This window comes from Rhizobium azibense (assembly GCF_004342325.1).
Lineage (GTDB): Bacteria > Pseudomonadota > Alphaproteobacteria > Rhizobiales > Rhizobiaceae > Rhizobium > Rhizobium etli_B.
Genome location: NZ_SMBJ01000018.1, coordinates 1 through 18,517 on the forward strand (window position 1 = coordinate 1; position 18,517 = coordinate 18,517).

Consider the following 18,517-nt stretch of genomic DNA (forward strand, 5'->3'; position numbering starts at 1 on the left):
CGCCGGATGAAAATTCAGTGGCAGGTCACTTCTTCCATCCCTTGGTGTCCACCTATTTTGGTGGACACCTCATGCCAAAGCTCACTCAATTGCAGAAGGTGCGGGGAAAATCGCGCTTACGATCGTTCAGAAAACATTGCCTGTTTTTGGAGGCGCAGGCGGTGTTTCGCCATGCCATTAACCAAGTACCGGTTTTGAGGCATTCTCTCACTCAACTCACCCAGCTTCACCGCCAAAACTGCATACGTTGGAACTCGACCACTGCCCAATGTGGTCATTGATTTGCGGCCCATTCAGAGCGCCAAGACAGCGCCCTTTTGCGTGACAGTTAAACTCAAACGGATGTCGGTGGCCGAGAACCCAGCCATCACTGCAAATTCCCCCGCCTCTATCCGCCAACGCCGCTCGGTCGTGTCGAAGAAGGCAAATGTTCGGGCGTCAAGTATGAAACGCAACCTTCGTTTCTCACCGGGTTCCAGGGCAATTTTCGAGAAGGCTTTCAGCTCTTTAACCGGTCTGGGTATAGATGCTTCAACATCGCCGACATAGATTTGCACCACTGCCGAACCTGGCCGCTCGCTGATGTTGGTCAATTCCAGTGTCACTGTCACCGCGCCGGCAGCGTCTGGTAGCCCTACCGTCAGGTCCGACATCGCAAAGCTTGAATAACCGAGACCATGACCGAACGGGAACAGCGGCTTAATGCCGTGGCGGTCGTAGTGCCGATAACCGACGAACACACCTTCGTCATATCGCACATGGCCGTCCTTACCTGGATAGACCGCGTCATCCTCAGTATGTGTGGGGTTGTCAGCCCAGCGCACGGGGAAGGTCTGTGCCAGTCGGCCCGAGGGCTCGGCCTTGCCGAGGAGCACATCGGCGATCGCGTTGCCAGCCTCCTGTCCGGGATACCAGCATTGCAGTACTGCACGAGCACCGGAAAGCCAGGGCATTTCCACCGGTCCACCGGTTTGTAGTACGACGATCGTGTTCGGATTGGCCGCAATTACCGCCTCAACAAGCTGGTTCTGCAGACCGGGAAGTGCAATACCGCGAAGATCGGAGCCCTCGGTATCCCAGTCGCCCGTTCTGCCCACGAAGACTACCGCATGATCAGCCTTTGCCGCGACGGCTGCTGCCTCGGCAATCTCCGCTTCGGCCGAAAATCTGCCTATTCCTACCCGAATTGCGGCGATATAGAGGTTGACGTGGTCGTGCCGGGCGTACTCGGCGACGACCTCGTATGTACGGCCGGCTTCGAGCGTGATTTCACCCACGACCTCTTCGCAGCCTTCTTCAAAGAATGTGGTACCACGTATCCAGGAAGCCCAAGCGTCCACCACAAGTCTGCCGTCCACATAGACCCGGCCAAGCCCGGCCGAGGTTAGTCCGACGCGATAGACGCCGGCTTCCGAGGCTGTGAAGATGGTGCGCATTCTAGCCGAAAAGCGAAGGGGATCGACAAAGCCCTCGGCCACGGGGGGCAACCATACACCAAGGCTCGACGGTTCCTCGACGACCTTCACCGGTTCGCCAGCTAGCTCCCTTCCTTGGAAAAACTCGAAGGTTGTGGGGTTTTCGATTAGCGGCTGAAACCGATAATTGTTGCAGCCCTGAGCGTAGCACAGATTCTCCTCACCCAGCGCGTCCACCAGCCCCTGCCACGGACTGATGACATAGTGAGGGTTCAACTGCGCCGAGCCGCCTCCCATCACCTGCGCGACCTTGGCATTGGGTCCAATGATGGCGACCATACCTTGCTGAGCCAATGGCAGGATCCCGTCATTCTGTAGCAGAACTGCGCTTTCCGCTCCCGCGCGCCTGATCAATGCCCTATGTTTCGGTTGATCAATGGCGTACTCCTTAAACTCGCGATGATCGTTGATAGCGCCGGTGCGTTCCATCAAAGTCAGGATATTGCGCACACAGGCGCGGATCGTCTCGACACTAACCTCGCCGCCTTCGACCGCAGCCAGTAGCTTGGAGCCGCGATCGCGAGTCGGGCCCGGCATCTCCAGATCCAGCCCGGCATTCACGGTGGGTGCGGTCGAACGCGAGCCGAACCAGTCCGACATCACCACGCCGTTAAAACCCCAGTCACCGCGCAGAACCTCGTTCAACAGCCAATGGCTTTCCGCCGTGTAAGTACCGTTTAGCTTGTTATACGAAGACATCACGGCCCAGACCTTTGCCCGCTTCACCGCCGTCTCAAAGGGTATCAGGTAGACTTCGCGCAGCGTGCGTTCATCGATATCTGAAGAGATGGTTGTACGTTCAATCTCGGACTCGTTGCCGACGAAATGTTTTATCGTGGCACCGACTTTCGTGGACTGCAGACCTTCGATATAGCCGACTGCAAGTTCCGCCGTCAGGATCGGATCCTCAGAGAAGCACTCAAAGTTGCGGCCGTTTGTGACGCTACGCTGGATGTTAACGGTGGGGGCTAACGAGACGTGGGCACCTTTTGAAAGAACCTCGTCACCTAGGGCACTGCCGATTTCCTTGGCTAGATCCGGGTTCCAACTCGCTCCGATGGCGATGCCCACCGGGAAAGCCGCTGCAGTCACACCTCCGACAAAAGACCCCGCCCCGCGGGCGCCGTTGGGGCCGTCGGTCAAGCGCAATCTCCCTATCCCTAGGCGGTCGATGGGCGGTAAAGACCAGAACGTATCGCCGGAAAGTAGCGAGACCTGCTCCGCCAAGGTCATATTATCGAGCAATGCTTTCTTATCAATCATCTTCTCTGCTTCTTGAATCTCAATACTTACCTGTCCCAGATCAACATCTCAAGATGCATATCGGGGAAGCTGGTGATCTCGGCGCCATGGAGCCGTCCATCCATAAAAAGGACGCCCGTTTGTTCATCAAGGCGTCGCGTCCCGCCGTCGCGAGGACGACGACATGTTCGAAGCCTTCACATAGCCGAGATGCGGTCACCGCTTTCCATTGAAAACAAGGAACATCGCGGCAATCGATTTCAGCAGTGAAAGTTGTGCCGGCTGCGGCAGCGCCGGTTCTGTTACGGAGTTATTCCTCCGCAAGTTTGTGAGACAGTTCGAACATTAGCAAGCTTTATCAGACAATCTGTTGACAGACAACCTCGGTCGCGCAGCTTTCGTGTCGTCATTGATGATTCGATGCTTCCCTCGGAGGCGGATCCCGATTGATGAAGTTTCTTCACCGCCTATGGACAAGGATCGACCACAATGGACAGGCTGTTGTCCCGTTTCCGGCTACAGAGTAATCATTTTCGTACTGTCTTTCATAATCAGCATTTGCGCGGTGGGGTTTTCGGGGCACTACGCCGCGGGTCTCCTACAAGGCCGCCTGGAAACCTCGAGCGAGGTGATGCAGGTGCTCTCGGGTTTCCGTGACGTCTCCGCCTCGTCCGTCTGCATCGCCCTCACGCCGTGCTTGAATCCTCCCTACATATGCAGGCATTCCCGGTTGATATCGATCCAGATTGTCTGAGAGCTACCAGTATTCGTTGATCCTGCCGTTATAGCTTTGCCTGCTCGTCTGCACAAATTTAGATATCGAGAGATCAAAAACGGGCGCCTGGAGGAGAGCCGTGGCAGTACCGCATTCGTACCGGCTGGTCGTGTCAGACAGCCGAAGACTTGCGGATTCTCTACCATCATGGATGGCCTCGGCTCAGAGAGGGATCGGAGGCTGTCACGTATTTTTTTCCGCTTTCGGCATGTTAAAGGATGCCAGGCGATCTTGCTGCCAATTATTTTTCTGGCTGCGAGCGACCGCTTTCTGCCGGCACTCAAATTCCCCTGGTGAAGCAGGGCTATCGCATATGAGCGATGATAGAGATGAGGAACTGATCGTCCCACCCTGCCTTCTTGATCTTTCGACGAATGGAGGCCTTATCTGGATGGGCCCGGATGAGGTTGAGGGCAATCTTTCGTAACAGAGCAATGTTTGCCGGTCCGTGATCCTTACGGTTTCTGGCGGCATCCTCGCGGAACTGGACGTCGAGCACCCAGTGCAGTTTGTTTTCGATCTGCCAATGAGTTCTGGTTACCTCGATCAGGGCGGCAGCCGACATGACGGTGGAGAGCAGGAAGTAGCGGACATGGCTGGTCAGACGGCCATCGGCATGACGGCTTGTGGCCTCGACGGAGCCGATGGCCTGCAGGCCGGGGAAGTCGATGTCATTGACGGCGACGATGCAGGCACGGCGTCTTTCGCAGCGGTCATGGTCATTCTCGGCGGCGGTCTGGACGCCGAGTGGCTCGACGTCGTCCAGACGAGCAATCGTCTGTGCCAGGAGGCCGGGCTGATTGGCCTTCAACGCCAGGGCATAGTCGCCGCCGGCGGAAAGGATGGCATGAGCGGTATCGGCGCGGCAATGCAGGGCATCGGCGGTGACGATGGCACCTTCCAGCGACAAAAGCGCAAGCGCATCGAGCGCCCCTTGGACCTCGTTGCGGCCCGGCGCGGTCTGTTGGCCGATGACCAGGCCGCAACCGGCAGCCCAGACCTTGACGAGGGGCAGCGGCGTCGCCTCGTACCGCCTTGCCGTCGACCGCCACCACGCCTTCCATGCCCTTTGCAAAGGCTTCGGTAAAGCGGCTTCGAAGGCAACCTGATTGAGGCAGCGGAAAACGGTGGAGAAGGTGCCATGGCCGGCGATGCCATAGGGCAGCGGCACGATCGTCTTGAGCCACTTCTTTTTGGAAACGCCGAATCGGCCATGTCGGCGCAGCTTTCGGCGCCGCAAACGATCGCGGCAATGGCAATGAACAGGATCGACATCAGCGGATGACGTGTGTTGCGCCCCGAGGGTCGGGCAGATCTTTAAAACAGGTGGCAAATCGATTCATCCGTACCTCCAAATTATCGGAGAGTTCTTGAGTCGATTTGCCTCAGCAAAACAACTCCTTACCATCCATATGCGATTCTCCTGCCTGGTGAAGCTGTCTCGTCTGGCCGTCACTTCAATCGCCCGCAACCGGCGCCTTAAGGTAGTCGAGAAACGTCCGGAGAGCGGACGGCACCTGTCGATGCGAAACGTAGTATGCATGAAAACCCGGCCCGGTAGAGGTCCAGTCCGGCAGCACGACTTCGAGTGAACCGGCCGCAAGTTTGTCCTCGACCCGGGCCTGCAGGCAATAAAAGAGACCGCCTCCCTCCTCCGCCATGCGGATAGATAGTTCCGAATCTCCGAGCGTGAGAAGTCCCGGAACGTCGAGAGAAACCATGCGATCGCCGTCGCCAAGTTCCCATTTGCAGAGGTGATCCGTACCGGTTCGGATCCGGATGCACTCGTGCGTCAAGAGATCTTCCGGCCGCGCGGGCCGCCCTCGTTCGTTGAGATAGGCCGGAGAACCGACTACGATCCATTCGAGTTCGGATGTCAGACGCGACGCGATCATCCCCTCGGGAACCGTTCCCCCATAACGGATGCCCGCGTCAAAACCTTCGGCGACCATATCGATGAAGCGATCCTCGACGCTGACTTCGACCTCGACATCTGGGTAGCTCTTGCGAAAACTGTGCAGTCGAGGAGCGATCAGCAGCTCGGCGGCGTCACGCAGGGTGGTCACTCTCACTCTGCCCGTAGGCCCGCTCCTGAAACTGTCTAGGAGATCCATCGCAGCTTGAATGCCGAGGAAACGGGGCTCCAGTTCGGCAAGCAGCACTTCGCCGGCGGCGGTGAGACTGATGCTCCTGCTTGTCCGATGAAACAGACGGACGCCCAGACGGGCCTCCAAACCCCTGATCGAGTGGCTGAGGGCAGACCCGGAAACGCCGCGAAGCGCGGCGGCCTTTCGGAACCCCCCCGCACGCGCGATCGCGACGAAAGTTTCAAGGTCGGCCAGATCGGCCCGCGTTGATACCATGAGTTATGGATACTCGCACTTGTACTGAAAAAGATCGCCCTTGCCGGCGCCGACCTTGCTTCAGGCCGGCCGGCACCTTCAATCCTTATTTAACTGGCCCTGTATTTGGTATGTGATGGCCGAGGAAGCAGTCAAAAATTTGACCTAGTGATCCATGTTGGATCCTGCGAAGGACGGCGGAGATGGCCCGGTCGCTGAAAAACGAAAACGTCCGGGATTAGATCGTCATGCAATGAAGATCTTCGTGTCCACAGCCACGAGAGACGGCACCGGTTGGTTCCGCGAGGCGGTCTAACAGTCCCGGAGGTTCTAGTTCTGAGCTCTCGAAAACGCGGGCTACCAGTCCTGCCGGGTTGGATGGACGAAATGTCGTTGATCGTGATCTCCGGGGGCTGGTCTAGTGCATAGACCACGGCTTCAGCCACCGACGACGGCGGAATACCCTGCTTGTTGAGCTCTCCGGCGATCTTTCTGCCCGTCTCGTCATGAACCTTGTCGGCCCAGCCGGTATCGATCACGCCAGGGCTGATCATAGACACTTGGATCCCGCTACCCACGCCCACCTCCTTCCTGAGGCTTTCGGTAATACCGCGTATGAAGAACTTCGTGGCTCCGTAAACCCCTGCCGCCTCGCCGACATGAACGCCGGCGATAGAGCTCATATTCAGGATGCGGCCGGACCGGCGCTCCAACATCGACGGCAGCACCGCGGCGATCGCATGCAGATAGCCACGCAGGTTGGTATCGATCATCTTGTTCCAATCGCCGACGGCGGCATCCTTCCAATAGGAAAAGAGCATGAGGCCGGCATTGTTGACCAATATATCGACCGGGCCGTACGTCGTTGTGGCGAACGCGACGAGGGCCTTGGTACTCTCAAAATCCGTGGCATCAGCAACCTTGTAGCTGGCAATACCTCCCGAACCGGTGATGTCTTCGACGATCTGACTGAGGCGTTCCTCATTGCGGCCGGCAAGGACGACGCGCGCACCTTTTTCCGCCAATCCTCTGGCGGTCGCCGCTCCAATGCCCGAGGAAGCCCCTGTGACGATGGCGACCTTGTTTTTCAGATGTGACATGACGTGCTCCTTCACTGCGGTTGGGTCAATTCGGCTTGCCGCGCGGCTTTGACGGGCTCGGGGGTCGTCCGGTTTTCCAACACCTGCCGCTTGGTTTTCTGATCTCCGCCGACGATATGGTCGATGCCGTTCATGAGGGCCTCGAAGCCCTGCTTGGCGACGAGCGTCTTGTCGTTTTTTTGTTGGCCACCGAGCTTCGTACCGCCCATTCCAGCGTTCGCGTGGAAGTCGCTGTTGGTGGCGCCCGGAAGGAGTGCCGTCACCGTGACCCCGGTCGAGCGCAACTCCTCGCGCAGAGATTCCGCGACCATGTAACCGAATGCCTTCGACGGGCCGTAAACGGTTTCGTATGGCGTGGGCAGGGTCGCCGAAACCGAGGAGGTGATGAGAATCCTGCCGCGGCCGTTCTTGACCATATGTTGGACGACGCGTTTGGCCATATGGACGGTCCCGGTTACATTGATCGCAAGCAGGCGAAGCTCATCCTCGAGATCGTTATCGACAAAGGCGCCGCCAATACCGATACCGACGTTCAGAGCCGCGGCTTCCAAGGGGCGCCCCAGCCCCTGCGTAAAGGTCCAGAACCTCTCGACGCCATCGTACGTCGAGGCATCCGCTTTGAACGGATATGCTTCGGCATCAAGGCTTCGTAGCGCATCGGCGGCCTCGTTCACCTTGTCGCTTGAGCCTGAAATGGCGACATCGAATCCATTCTTGGCGAATTGTTTGGCAAGCTCGAAGCCTATTCCAGATGAGCCGCCCGTGATCATTGCGAGTGGTTTATTCCCTGTCATGATTTCACTCCTTTGGTTTGGTCAGCACCACGATCGTCTCGAGGCGCTGGTGACCAAATGCCCGTGGAGCCGATTGGTTACATGAGCAAAATTGATCGGGGCGGCGAGTGAAAATCATCCACCGATCTGGCAGGGACCAGGAGTGCGTTACCTTTTTGGTCCCGTCCGCGGTCGAACTGGCCAGGCATTCCCTACGTCACGAAGGCCCTTGAGTGAACACGGCTCATCGGTGCGTGCGATCCCGCTCACTTCAAGTAGCCGTCGCGCTACCCTATTCTTATAGTGCGATCGAACGGTCGTTCGCAGCCCGCGGATATGATCCGACGACCCAAGCGCCCGAGTAGCGTTGATGGACTTCTCTGCGCTGGTGCCATCGGCCGGCACGCTTCTCGGAGAAAAATTCCACGGCGACGGCTTGTCCGGCACACCTTCCAGCGGTGACGGTCCAATGACGGGAAAGACAAAAAATGAGCGAGAGAATGAACAGCGTCGTTGCTCCTGGCCGCGTTGCGGTCATCACGGGAGCTGCGAAGGGCATCGGCTTGGCAATCGCGAGGGCTCTCGCGGCCCGCGGCATGAAGCTCGCGCTGCTGGATCTCGACGCCGACGCACTTGAGGATGTTACTTCGACACTCGACACGGACATCCTGATCGTGAGCGGCGACGTATCAGATTTGTCGGCACTGACCAGGTTGCGGGACGAAACGATTTCGCGGTTTGGCGACGTGGCCGTCCTAGTAAACAACGCGGGCATAACGCAAGGAGCCGGCCCTTGGGACAATCCTGCAAAGTGGCGACGCCAGATCGATGTAAACTTCGGAGGTGTTCTGGCCGCGCAACACGTCTTCGTGCCCTACATGATCGAAGCCGGTCGCCAGTCGGCCGTTGTCAACCTCGGCTCCAAGGAAGGTATTACGACTCCTCCAGGTAACGCCGCATATTCGGTGGCAAAGGCAGCTGTCAAAGTCCTGACCGAACAGCTGTCGCACGAGCTTCTGAAGGAGACGGGAGGTCGTGTTTCGGCTCATCTCCTCGTCCCTGGCTACACGTGGACACCCATGAACATCGCACTCAAGCCGCAGGGCATTGCGAAACCCGATGAGGCATGGACCGCAGAGCAACTGGTGGAATACTTCCTGGTCCGTCTGCTCGACGAGAATTTTTACATCATCTGTCCGGATAACGCGGTTACGTCTGCGATAGATGCCAGACGGATCCGCTGGGCGGCCGATGACATGATTCTGAACCGACCCGCGCTTTCACGTTGGCACCCCGACTGGATGGATAAATTCGCAGCCTGGTTGAAGGCAGGCCACTGACGGTGGAATGTTTGTAGAGGAGAGTAATCCAATGCCCAGACCCTATGTAATCTGTCACATGATGTCGCCGCTGGATGGCCGATTGATCGTCAATGATTGGGCCGAGGCAACCGGCCATTCGGTCGATGAGCTCGTGAAGATCTATGACGGCCTGCATGAGAAGATCGGTGCCGACGCCTGGCTTTCGGGAAGAGCGACGGGAGAAGAGTTCGCGGACGCCGTCGACCGCCCCTATCAAGCAACCGGCACAGCCGCGCGACCGATCCATATCGCCAACCCGGACGCCGGCGAGTTCGCTGTCATCGTGGATAAGGACGGTCGGCTACGCTGGGACAAGAGCGACATTGAGGGAGCTCACCTTGTGGTCCTGACAGGATCTGACGTGGATGATGCTTACCTGGCGGGCCTCACCCAGGCTGGCGTTTCCTATATCGTCTCGGAGAAAGATGGCGTCGATCTGAAAAACGCGCTTGACCTTCTTGGAACCGAGTTCGGTGTGAAGCGCTTGATGCTGGAAGGCGGGGCGCAAACCAATGGCCATTTCTTGAAGGCGGGTCTTGTTGACGAGGTCAGCCTGGTCATCTTCCCTGCGATCGGAGGCAAGTCGAATACACCGGCCATATTCGAGGGCGGCGAGGATGGGCTTGCCGGCAGGGCGAGGCTCACGTTTATCAGCGCCGAAGCCGCTGGCCTCGGCTCCGTGCATCTGAGATATCGCGTTGGACGTCCATAAGAGACGTCCGTAGGAGAAGATTGTGGAAGGGCTCCCTCCTGCCGTCGTCGAAATGATCGTCGAGGAGCAGGGCGCGATACTCCTGAGCAAGCAACCTTGTTTCGAGATCATCGCGCAGCGCAGAGAGCCGGAAGAACTGGCGTAGTCTGCCCGTGGTGTCTCTCCGATTAGGCGGTGTGATGAACGGTATGTGACGCCGACATTAATGCCCGCGGCGGTGACCGCGATATGAGCGTCAAGGCGTTGCTCGAGTGCAGCTCGACAAACAAACAAGGTGAGACGCGTATTGCCGCACGTAACGATGCTCCCCACAAAAATGTCGGGCCTACTACACCTGCTGTCAGGTTTGTCAGGTGCGCGCCATGGTGCTGTTCCGCCCGACTTCCTACCGCGCTCTCGTGGAAGTCCTTGAAGCATAGGCACAAGATTCCTTCTGAGGCTCGATCCGGCCAGAGTGGCATGAGTCTTGAAACTTTCTCGTCGCGCGGCGGCAGCTGTCTTCTCCCGAGAAAGCGCGCGAGTCAAAGTCGAATTGCAGGTGAACGCATGGTGACGCAGTAGAACTTTGTGGATGCGGTTCGACCCGGGGAGAACAAAACTCCGGGCAGAGGTTTGGGAGGGTTGTTTGTCTGTGTCTGACAAAATTGCGATCTTCGGTATGGCGAGCGTTTTTTCGGTCACCCATGCGCTATTCGCAGTCGCTCAAGAGGCCAGGGCCGTGACTAACCCCCTGGCCTATATGCTGCAACCTATCACAAAATCCCAGGGGATGCTGAAAACCTTCGAACAAAGCCGGGAGACATTTCCGGGCGAGGTTCTGCTCGATATGAACGCTACCTATCTCGACCGACAGATCTACAATCCGGCCACGGCGCGCTACGACCACGTTAAACTGCGCGGCTATCAAGACGCCCGCCAGACCGGCTTATCCGGTGCCGACACGCCATTGGTTGGACCGACCATCGATCTACGGCCCGGTCAGACGGTGCGGGTAACGCTTCACAACCTGTTCCCTCAGGATTCCACCTGCGGCATCGGCGGTGGCAGTGCCAATACCCCCCATTGCTTCAACGGTACCAACCTGCATTCGCACGGTCTCTGGGTAAATCCGTCTGGCAATGGCGATAATGTGCTGATCTCAATCCGTCCCGGCGTTTCGTTCCAATATGAATACAACATCGCCGTTGAGCATCCCGCCGGCACCTTCTGGTATCACCCACACCTACACGGATCAACCGCATTGCAGGTGTCGAGTGGCATGTCCGGGGCGTTGATCATCCGTGGCGATCGCATGCCGACACCGACCGAGACTGGCGATATCGACCGCCTATTGAAGCAGCCGGGCGGCTCCGATATCGCCGAACGGGTTTTGGTGCTACAGCAGATTCAATATGCTTGCACCGATAACAATGGCGACATCACTTATGATTGCCAGCCAGGACAGGTGGGCGGCATCGAAAGCTACGATCAGTTCGGACCTGGCAGTTGGCCGGCTTCGGGCCGCTTCACCAGCGTCAACGGCCAGGTGCTTGGTCAGTTGGCATTAGCGGAGGCTGGCTCGGTCGAGCGGTGGCGGATGATACACGCCGGGGTTCGCGACACCATCAATTTCGAAATCCGGCGCAAGACCGGGACGACCGCGTTCCGCACGCTTGCGGCAGCGGACACCGACAGATGGATCGATCAGAATTGCGGCAAGGATACTATTCCGTATGGGGTGGTGGCCCAGGACGGGCTGACAATGGCGCAGGTGCAGATGCGGCAGCAAGCGATCCTGCAACCGGGCTACCGCGTTGACGCGCTGGTGGTGTTGCCAGGAGCGGGTGACTACTGCATCATCGATGGCGCCGCACCGGCAGCGGCCAGCGTCAACCAGGAGGCTCCAAGCCGACGGCTTCTCGGCATAGTCACTGCAGTAGGCGGCCATGCCGTCAATGGCGAGATCGGCACCTATCTGCAGGATTGGCTGATTTCGGCGGCTGAGCGCACGATGTCACAGAATGTCGCCGGCAAGGTTATCGATGACCTCAAGAACGAGATGTCGCTCTCAAGCTTTATTCCCCATCCGGACATCGACGCGGGCGAGGTCACCGGCGAGCAGCAACTGGTGTTTAACATCGATGTGAAACAGCCGGGTGCCACCTTCTTCGAGGTTGACGGCAAACCTTATGATCCCAACCGCATCGACCGGACGTTGCCGCTGAGCGGAGTCGACGAATGGACGCTCCGCTCGGATTTCGTCAGCCACCCATTCCATATCCATGTCAATCCGTTTCAGATCATCAAAATTGTCGATGCGGCCGGCAACGATGTCAGCGCGCTTGGCGCCGATGACGACGGCGATCCGCAATATCCAGGCTTGAAAAATGTCTGGAAGGACACGCTGTGGATCAAGAATCCCGGCACCGATCCGTCGGCGCGCTACACGATCACCGTGCGGACGCACTACCAGCGCTATATCGGCGAGTTCGTTCTGCATTGCCACATCCTCGATCATGAGGACCAGGGCATGATGCAGAACATCAGGATCACCCTGCCGGACGGCCAGGGTGGCACCGTTTCCGGCCATCATTAGGGCGTCGATCGCCATTGGGAGGAACTATGAGCTTCACTGGCACTTGGAGTTATCGCAGCCTGATCAACAATCCCGATTTATCGGTTGATTTCAATGCACTGGAATTTGGCCAGGGAACGCTGGTGCTGACCGAGTTGGCTCGGCGCAAGGTCGGCGGAACCATTGGTGGGCCCGGGTGGTCGCTGGAATTGACCGGTACGGTGCGTCCGGGAGACCCTGTCGAGCTGCAATTCACTGGAAAGGGCGATGTGGCCGGCGAGACCTGGATCTACAGCTATCGCGGCTACATCGTGCCGAACTGGCCGAATGGCGTCGATCAAAGGGACGCCATTGTCGGTAGCATCGTCCGCGACGTCCCGCATTCGCATGGGGTCGCCGCAGCCGGCTACGTTGCCTCCTGGTATGCCGTGCGACAGTGATGCTCCAGCATTTGCCGCAGCTCGAAGACATTCGGATCAACATTCACCGGCCAGGGTCTGGGTCGACGGACCGATGCCTCACATTTGAACCGCGTGCTCTGGCGGTTCAGCGGGATGTGCTGCCCGAACTTGTCGAACACGATCGTCGCCAGCAACTGAGGGCCGATGAAGCCGCGCGGGCGTCGCATGGAACGGTGCGGGAGCCTGACTGATCGCCTCGCAATCGCGGCAGGTAAATTTCTCGCGCACCGTCTCGATCACCTTGAATCGGCGCGGGATATCCTCCAGCGTTTCCGTCACGTCCTCGCCCAGCTTCGACAGCCGCGAGCCGCCACAGCAGGCACATGCCGTCGGCGCTTCGATGACGATGCGTGCGCGCTCGACGTCTTTGGGCCACGCCTTGCGCACTGGACGCTTGCGGGCGAAGGCGCGCACGGACTGCGTTCTGGCCGCGGCCTCTTGGACGCTCAGTTCGTCCTCGGCGGCCTACGCCACGAGCTCTTCGAGCTGCAAATTCCAACTGATCGATCAGCCGCTGCGTGCGCTCGCGGCGCGGCCCGTGCTTCTCGCGCTCCAGCTTGCCGATCAGCAACTGCAAATGCACGTTGAGCGCCTCAATGTTCGACAGCCGCGCCTTCGCGTTGGCCGCTTCCGCCTCAGCTTGCAGCCGCGCAGCAGGTTCGGCCAGCAGCGCCGGATGAGCGCTGGCAAGGTCCGATGGCAGGGTAAGCGGCGGCAATGTCATAACGACATTGAATCAGATTTCTCAACAATCTCAATGTAAAAATTCAGTCAAACCCGGCTGGGGCGCCAGGTTTCCTGCCGTGCGCGCCAGTCAATTCCCTCCAGCGACAACGGATGTTGATGCCCCTCCTGGTGAGGCTGAATGATTCTCAGATCGAGTTGATGAATGGTACGGTTGCGAAGGTCGCGAACCGCGTTGACGACCGCCGGGGAATTTTGGAACAAATATGCTCCGGTTGATTGCTGGTCGATGAGCAGGCGCTTCCGCCTGATTTGAACGTAAATCCAATTGACGGGAATATCGAGCCTGGCGGCAAGTTGTACGGCGCTGAGCAAACTAGGTTCGTGTGTCCATCTGTTGCGCTGTGCCTTTACCTAGATGCCCGCTGCAAGGCGGAGGCGTTGCACAGTGATTGGCAAAACCTTCTCCTCACAATTGGGCGAATGGTGTCCTTTGCGCGTCAGTATTTCAGGCTTCGACATATCCCTGTGTCGCAGACACGGGTATCAGCAAGGTCGATCCACCACGATGTTCAACCTCATACGACGGCGCGAAGTTGCCGCCTCTACGTCCCACCTCACGGATCACATTAAAGGAGCGTCCAAATAACGGATGGCTCGGATCCAGCACCTCGATCTTGTCCGGTGATGATTCGTCAGACTCACAAGCAGGGATATTTCTGTAGACCTTCGAGCAGATAACCGAGCTGCGCCGGTGTGATCACCACCGTGCCGTCAGCGGCTGACGGCCAGATGAAGCGGCCGCGCTCCAGCTTCTTCGTGAACAGACAAGCGCCCTGGCCGTCACGCTAGATAAACCTTCCTCGCTCCAATTTTTTCGTGAACAGGCAGGCCCCCTGGCCATCGTGCCAAACGACCTTGATCAGATCGCCGCGTTTGCCCCAAGGCGGCGCATCCTCGGATGCTTACTTTTGTCCGGAAAGCTTGCCGTTTTGGCCGCATTGAACTCATCAAATAAGGATTTGCGCCGCGCGGACGAGCACGCGGCGCTTTTATTCGGCAGGGAAAGCAGCTTCGTCTAAGCCTTTGGCCATATTCGATGAATTCTTGCTCCACAATCTCTGACGGGCCAGCGCCGGCAGGGCAGAGGAGATTAATCCTTCAAGAGGCTTTTGTTCTCAGTCGTCGGCACGTACTGGAAAGTGTCTTGTCCTTGCTCAATGGCCGGACCGGAGCCGCCTTCGTAAGCGAGGTTCCAGCTCGTGACTATCTCAGTGTTGTTGCCGTTGACCTGTGCGTAGCCGGTCCATCCGGTTGCGGAATTGCAGTTCTCCGTCGAATTGTTCCAGCCGACCGAAAATGCGATGAACGTCCCGTTTACCCTTCCTGTTAGCGGATAGGGCGAGTTCTGGCATCCGGTGCCCTGGGCTCTGTTTACATATTGGCCGGAGACGTTTCCGAACGAGTCGACTTGAATGATCATCGTCGAGCCGGACTGGTTCTGCCAACTGCTGGAAGCCGATGCGATGCTTGAAAAATCCTTGAAGTTGCTTGCATCGAAAGCAAGAGCTGAGGTTGCTACAGCAAACACAAGTGCTGCAACTGCATTAGTACGGATCATGGTTTTTCCTCCTGATGTGCGCCGACCGTCGGCGATCGTACCGAAGGTTGCATATAAACTCGTAATAATCAATCAATCCGAGTAGCAATTTCCCGGGTTGAGAAAACCGAAAGACGGGCCGCGCGTTGCGTGGCGCGGCCCGAGAACGAGCATCAGGAGTGAAGACTTACACGATGCAAATTACGAACGGGATAGCGCAACGCTAATATCTTGACCATCATTGGAACGGACAAACTGCATGGCCGCAACCCCGAGAGCTACCTCACGGACGTCCTAACCCAGATCAAAGATTAACCGGTAGATAGGCTTGAAGACCTGTTGCCGTGGAATATGCTTCCGACGGTCTCCACTGCGCAAAAGGCCGCCTGATGGCTCGTTCGATGCATATCTGCACGATCGAAGACGTGGCCACCATGACCGGCGAGAACCTCGAACTGCTCAGAGAGATCGTATCCATCCGAGCAGGGCCGCGGGATTTTGGGCGCCGCGCGTAGTAACTTCGGTTCATGGAGATCGGATCGAACTGCACGGAGATCGGGTGAGAATCGGCGCCGACGGTACGCCATCACATGACCGCGACAGACCCGATCATCCGCCAACACTTGCCGATCGTGCATGAGGCGATGCATCACGTCACCCATATGACCGTGCGCAACCGCGGCACCTTCGGCGGCAGCGTCGCGCATGCGGATCCAGCGACCGAGATGCCGATGATGACACGGTTCCTCGGTGGGACGGTCATCGCCTCCTCTCAGCGCGGCAGACGCGAAATACCTGCAGCCGATTTTTTTGTCGGATCGCTGGTCAACTCGTTGGAACCGGACGAGTTTGTAATTCGCGTCGAGCTCGACGCGATGAGACCGGATGCCGGATGGGGATTTGAGGAGTTTGCAAAACGCCACGGGGACTTCGCACTCGCTTGCTTTGCGACGACGCTGCATTGTGTAGATGGCAGGGCGTCTGACGTTCGCGTTGGCATGATGGGCGTTGGTGAAACCCCGCTGCGGCTTGAAGAGATCGAGGGCATCATCGAGGGGACGGATGTTTCCGAGCCGGTTCTCGATACGGTGGCGGATCGCCTGGCTGGAATCCTCACGCCCAACACGGATATCCATGCCTCTGCAGATTACCGCAGGCATCTCTCAGGCGTCCTTGCCAAACGGGCCCTTCGCGCCGCCTGGAGCCGCGCGAACCACGAAAGGCTTCAAGCAAGATGAGTGAGAAGACGATCACCGTCAGCGTCAACGAAGCGTATATGACGCGCACGATCGAAGCACGAACGCTGCTGAGCCACTTCCTGCGCCAGGATCCTTTGCCTGACCGGAACCCATGTCGGGTGCGAACATGGCGTTTGCGGTGCCTGCACCGTCATTCTCGATGGAAGGAGCGCACGCTCCTGTCTGATGCTTGCAGTGCAGGCAGACGGGAGCGAAATCGAAACCATGGCCAGGGAAGCGTCGATACTCGGACGAATCCAAGAAGCGTTCCGCCAGCATCATGGCCTGCAATGCGAATTTGTAGGCCCAGTTTCATCGTTGGCGATCATCGACCTTCTTCGCCACCATCCGCTGGAAACCGATGATAAGATCAGGGAAGCGCTCTCAGGAAACATCTGTCGTTGTACGGGCTATGAAAACATCGTCAACGCCGTCCGCGAACTGGCTAGCAAGAGAGGACCTTTAAGATGAAGATGCATTTTCTCGAGGCCGGCCGGCTTCGTATGCGCCGGTCCATTTACGTCCCTGGGGCGCTGAAGGAAGAAGCGATTGAATTGCCGGTTCACGCCACCCTGATGCGCCATCCCCAAGGCAACGCGCTGTTCGATAGCGGATGCAATCCAGAGGCCGCCATCGATCCAGGCGCGCGATGGGGTGGGTTAAGCAAGGTTATGACCCCGATCTTTTCGCCAGAGCGGACGGTCGTTCATCAGTTGAAGACTCTTGCTCTCGATCCCGAGGACATAGATGTTGTGATCTGTTCACATCTGCATCCCGATCATTGCGGCTGCAACGCGTACTTTCGGCGCGCAACGATCCTCTGCCACGAAGCGGAGGCGCAGGCCGCCACGGCAAGCGGTGCAGAAAATCAAGGCTATCTTCGAGGAGAATGGGACCAGCCCCAGGGTTTCCAGACCTTCAATGCCGAGCATGACGTCTTTGGCGACGGGCGCATCGTCTTGCTGCCCATGCCGGGTCATACCCCCGGAATGACCGTCGCCCGTGTCGAGCTGGAAAAAGATGGTTCATTTATACTCGCTTCAGATGCTGCCCCGCTCCAGGCGAGCGTCGACACCGGTATCGCTCCGAGAAATACTTGGAACATCGAACTCGCCGCAGAGGCACTCGCTCGCCTGAAAGCTCTTCGGGAGCGGGGAGCTTCTATCATTTTCGGCCACGACGACGCGCAATGGCAAGAGTTGCGAAAGGGTGTGGAGTTCTACGAATGAGCCAGCAGGACCATTCCGTCGAGCTGCGGCCCAAACTTGTCGGCAAGCGGGACAAGCGCACCGAAGATCCACGTCTGCTGACGGGTGTTGGTCAGTATGTCGATACATGGCGCCGCGGTATGTTGCATATCGCATTGCGACGCTCCGACCAGCCACATGCCCGAATCCTGAACATCGATGTCGGCGATGCGTTCTCGGTGCCCGGCGTCGTCGCGATCTATGACGCGAGCGACCTGGAAGGAGAGATCAAACCTGCCATACCGACCTCGCGTATGCCTGGTTATTACGCCACCCCCATATGGCCACTTGCACGCGGGAAAAGGTGGCCGTTCTACTGGATCGTGTCCCAGTACGTGGCGTAGGTGACGGTAGGGAGTAAAGCCGAGCGCCCGCGCGTTTCATTGCGCTGTAGCGGGTGATCGGCTTTGCGGGCGGCCATCCTCATCAGCGGCTGGAGATAGATCAGATAACCGCCCACGGTGACAAGGATGCCGATCTGGAGTAGCGGCTCGGAGATGCTGGTCCCAACGAAACTGCCCACCGGTTCCGCTTCCGCAAAGATGATCGACAGCTCAACCCCCTCGAGCGTGGATTCCGATGGCGGCGTCTCGGCCCGATGCAGAACGCGCGCCCCGAGCCAAAGCGTGCTTTTTTCGCCCACCCAGCTTCTTTAGAGGTTGGAGGTGAATTTTATCGCGCCCTTCAACACTGCGACCGCGAGATAGAGGGATACGAGAAAGAGAAGAGACCGGTATGACGCTTGCTCGGTCGCCTCATTGACGATCCGGCGCTGGAGTTCGAGAGGCGCCGCGCCGATAACGAAAAGAGCCAGGGACAGCCCTGCGACCAACGCCTGATGACGCCTTCCCATCAGCCAGATGAAGCCGAATAGTTCGGAGAGCATCGAATCCGTCGCGCCTCCGGTCTTTTGCGGGACGCGGCCGGACAATTAAATCCTGGAGGGCCAGATG

19 protein-coding genes and 4 pseudogenes are annotated in these 18,517 nt (G+C 58.2%); 12 read left to right on the forward strand and 11 right to left on the reverse strand.

The features are described from left to right. Window positions 1-281, forward strand: a 281-nt coding sequence (locus tag EV130_RS32985; RefSeq protein WP_207900914.1) for a hypothetical protein, incomplete at its 5' end; no start/stop codon positions are given. Between the two features lie 12 nt (window positions 282-293). Here the strand turns inward: EV130_RS32985 and EV130_RS29975 are convergent. Next, the gene (locus EV130_RS29975; protein WP_004674391.1) at window positions 294-2,738 is read right to left on the reverse strand and encodes a beta-glucosidase; all 2,445 of its coding nucleotides are present in this window, start codon (window positions 2,736-2,738) and stop codon (window positions 294-296) included. A gap of 468 nt (window positions 2,739-3,206) precedes the next feature. Here EV130_RS29975 and EV130_RS33665 point away from each other — a divergent pair. Further along, window positions 3,207-3,387, forward strand: a pseudogene (locus EV130_RS33665) (hypothetical protein); the annotation flags it as partial. 409 nt (window positions 3,388-3,796) lie between these two features. Here the strand turns inward: EV130_RS33665 and EV130_RS29990 are convergent. The 4 genes from EV130_RS29990 to EV130_RS30005 all read right to left on the reverse strand — a co-directional run bounded on the left by EV130_RS29990 (window position 3,797) and on the right by EV130_RS30005 (window position 7,728). Beyond that, window positions 3,797-4,663: an ISAs1 family transposase gene (locus tag EV130_RS29990; RefSeq protein WP_237353332.1), complete on the reverse strand. Its 867-nt coding sequence runs from the start codon at window positions 4,661-4,663 to the stop codon at window positions 3,797-3,799. Window positions 4,664-4,949: 286 nt separating this feature from the next. Beyond that, a complete protein-coding gene (locus EV130_RS29995) occupies window positions 4,950-5,855 on the reverse strand; it encodes a LysR family transcriptional regulator (protein ID WP_004674388.1) in 906 nt (301 codons plus the stop codon). A 131-nt stretch (window positions 5,856-5,986) separates the two neighbouring features. Continuing rightward, a complete protein-coding gene (locus EV130_RS30000) occupies window positions 5,987-6,934 on the reverse strand; it encodes an SDR family oxidoreductase (RefSeq protein ID WP_004674385.1) in 948 nt (315 codons plus the stop codon). Between the two features lie 11 nt (window positions 6,935-6,945). Next, window positions 6,946-7,728: an SDR family NAD(P)-dependent oxidoreductase gene (locus EV130_RS30005; RefSeq protein ID WP_004674384.1), complete on the reverse strand. Its 783-nt coding sequence runs from the start codon at window positions 7,726-7,728 to the stop codon at window positions 6,946-6,948. A gap of 467 nt (window positions 7,729-8,195) precedes the next feature. Between EV130_RS30005 and EV130_RS30010 the strand changes: the two genes are divergently transcribed. From EV130_RS30010 to EV130_RS30025, 5 genes are all read left to right on the forward strand, one after another. Next, complete coding sequence (locus tag EV130_RS30010) at window positions 8,196-9,047, forward strand: SDR family NAD(P)-dependent oxidoreductase (protein WP_004674382.1); 852 nt, start codon at window positions 8,196-8,198, stop codon at window positions 9,045-9,047. A 31-nt stretch (window positions 9,048-9,078) separates the two neighbouring features. Next, entirely contained in the window at window positions 9,079-9,780 is a 702-nt protein-coding gene (locus EV130_RS30015; protein ID WP_004674381.1) for a RibD family protein, read from the forward strand. Window positions 9,781-9,802: 22 nt separating this feature from the next. Further along, window positions 9,803-9,925: a hypothetical protein gene (locus tag EV130_RS33905; RefSeq protein WP_009982859.1), complete on the forward strand. Its 123-nt coding sequence runs from the start codon at window positions 9,803-9,805 to the stop codon at window positions 9,923-9,925. A 480-nt stretch (window positions 9,926-10,405) separates the two neighbouring features. After that, window positions 10,406-12,355 (forward strand): multicopper oxidase family protein, encoded by a 1,950-nt coding sequence (locus EV130_RS30020; RefSeq protein ID WP_018446454.1) that lies wholly within the window; start codon window positions 10,406-10,408, stop codon window positions 12,353-12,355. A 26-nt stretch (window positions 12,356-12,381) separates the two neighbouring features. Then, window positions 12,382-12,774 (forward strand): hypothetical protein, encoded by a 393-nt coding sequence (locus EV130_RS30025; RefSeq protein WP_004674379.1) that lies wholly within the window; start codon window positions 12,382-12,384, stop codon window positions 12,772-12,774. 42 nt (window positions 12,775-12,816) lie between these two features. Here EV130_RS30025 and EV130_RS30030 read toward each other — a convergent pair. From EV130_RS30030 to EV130_RS30050, 4 genes and pseudogenes are all read right to left on the reverse strand, one after another. Then, window positions 12,817-13,519, reverse strand: a pseudogene (locus EV130_RS30030) (transposase domain-containing protein); the annotation flags it as partial. Between the two features lie 47 nt (window positions 13,520-13,566). Then, complete coding sequence (locus EV130_RS30035; protein WP_010031604.1) at window positions 13,567-13,854, reverse strand: hypothetical protein; 288 nt, start codon at window positions 13,852-13,854, stop codon at window positions 13,567-13,569. Between the two features lie 326 nt (window positions 13,855-14,180). Further along, window positions 14,181-14,408, reverse strand: a pseudogene (gene tnpB / locus EV130_RS34305) (IS66 family insertion sequence element accessory protein TnpB); the annotation flags it as partial. A gap of 224 nt (window positions 14,409-14,632) precedes the next feature. Then, complete coding sequence (locus EV130_RS30050; protein WP_004674376.1) at window positions 14,633-15,100, reverse strand: avidin/streptavidin family protein; 468 nt, start codon at window positions 15,098-15,100, stop codon at window positions 14,633-14,635. Between the two features lie 195 nt (window positions 15,101-15,295). Here EV130_RS30050 and EV130_RS34310 point away from each other — a divergent pair. From EV130_RS34310 to EV130_RS30075, 5 genes and pseudogenes are all read left to right on the forward strand, one after another. Further along, window positions 15,296-15,469, forward strand: a pseudogene (locus EV130_RS34310) (transposase domain-containing protein); the annotation flags it as partial. A gap of 200 nt (window positions 15,470-15,669) precedes the next feature. Then, window positions 15,670-16,317: an FAD binding domain-containing protein gene (locus tag EV130_RS30060; protein ID WP_004674374.1), complete on the forward strand. Its 648-nt coding sequence runs from the start codon at window positions 15,670-15,672 to the stop codon at window positions 16,315-16,317. A gap of 186 nt (window positions 16,318-16,503) precedes the next feature. Beyond that, complete coding sequence (locus EV130_RS34085; protein ID WP_004674373.1) at window positions 16,504-16,788, forward strand: (2Fe-2S)-binding protein; 285 nt, start codon at window positions 16,504-16,506, stop codon at window positions 16,786-16,788. Beyond that, window positions 16,785-17,546: an N-acyl homoserine lactonase family protein gene (locus EV130_RS30070; protein WP_004674371.1), complete on the forward strand. Its 762-nt coding sequence runs from the start codon at window positions 16,785-16,787 to the stop codon at window positions 17,544-17,546. Before EV130_RS34085 ends, EV130_RS30070 begins: the two co-directional genes overlap by 4 nt. After that, on the forward strand, window positions 17,543-17,908 hold the full coding sequence (locus tag EV130_RS30075; protein WP_004674370.1) for an aldehyde dehydrogenase large subunit: 366 nt from the start codon (window positions 17,543-17,545) through the stop codon (window positions 17,906-17,908). The genes EV130_RS30070 and EV130_RS30075 overlap by 4 nt, the downstream gene beginning before the upstream one ends. Here EV130_RS30075 and EV130_RS30080 read toward each other — a convergent pair. Continuing rightward, window positions 17,878-18,207, reverse strand: coding sequence for a hypothetical protein (locus EV130_RS30080; protein ID WP_009992643.1), 330 nt, complete (start codon window positions 18,205-18,207; stop codon window positions 17,878-17,880). The two genes, EV130_RS30075 and EV130_RS30080, sit on opposite strands and share 31 nt — an antisense overlap. A gap of 9 nt (window positions 18,208-18,216) precedes the next feature. Further along, window positions 18,217-18,450 (reverse strand): hypothetical protein, encoded by a 234-nt coding sequence (locus tag EV130_RS30085; RefSeq protein ID WP_004674368.1) that lies wholly within the window; start codon window positions 18,448-18,450, stop codon window positions 18,217-18,219. Between the last annotated feature and the right edge of the window lie 67 nt (window positions 18,451-18,517).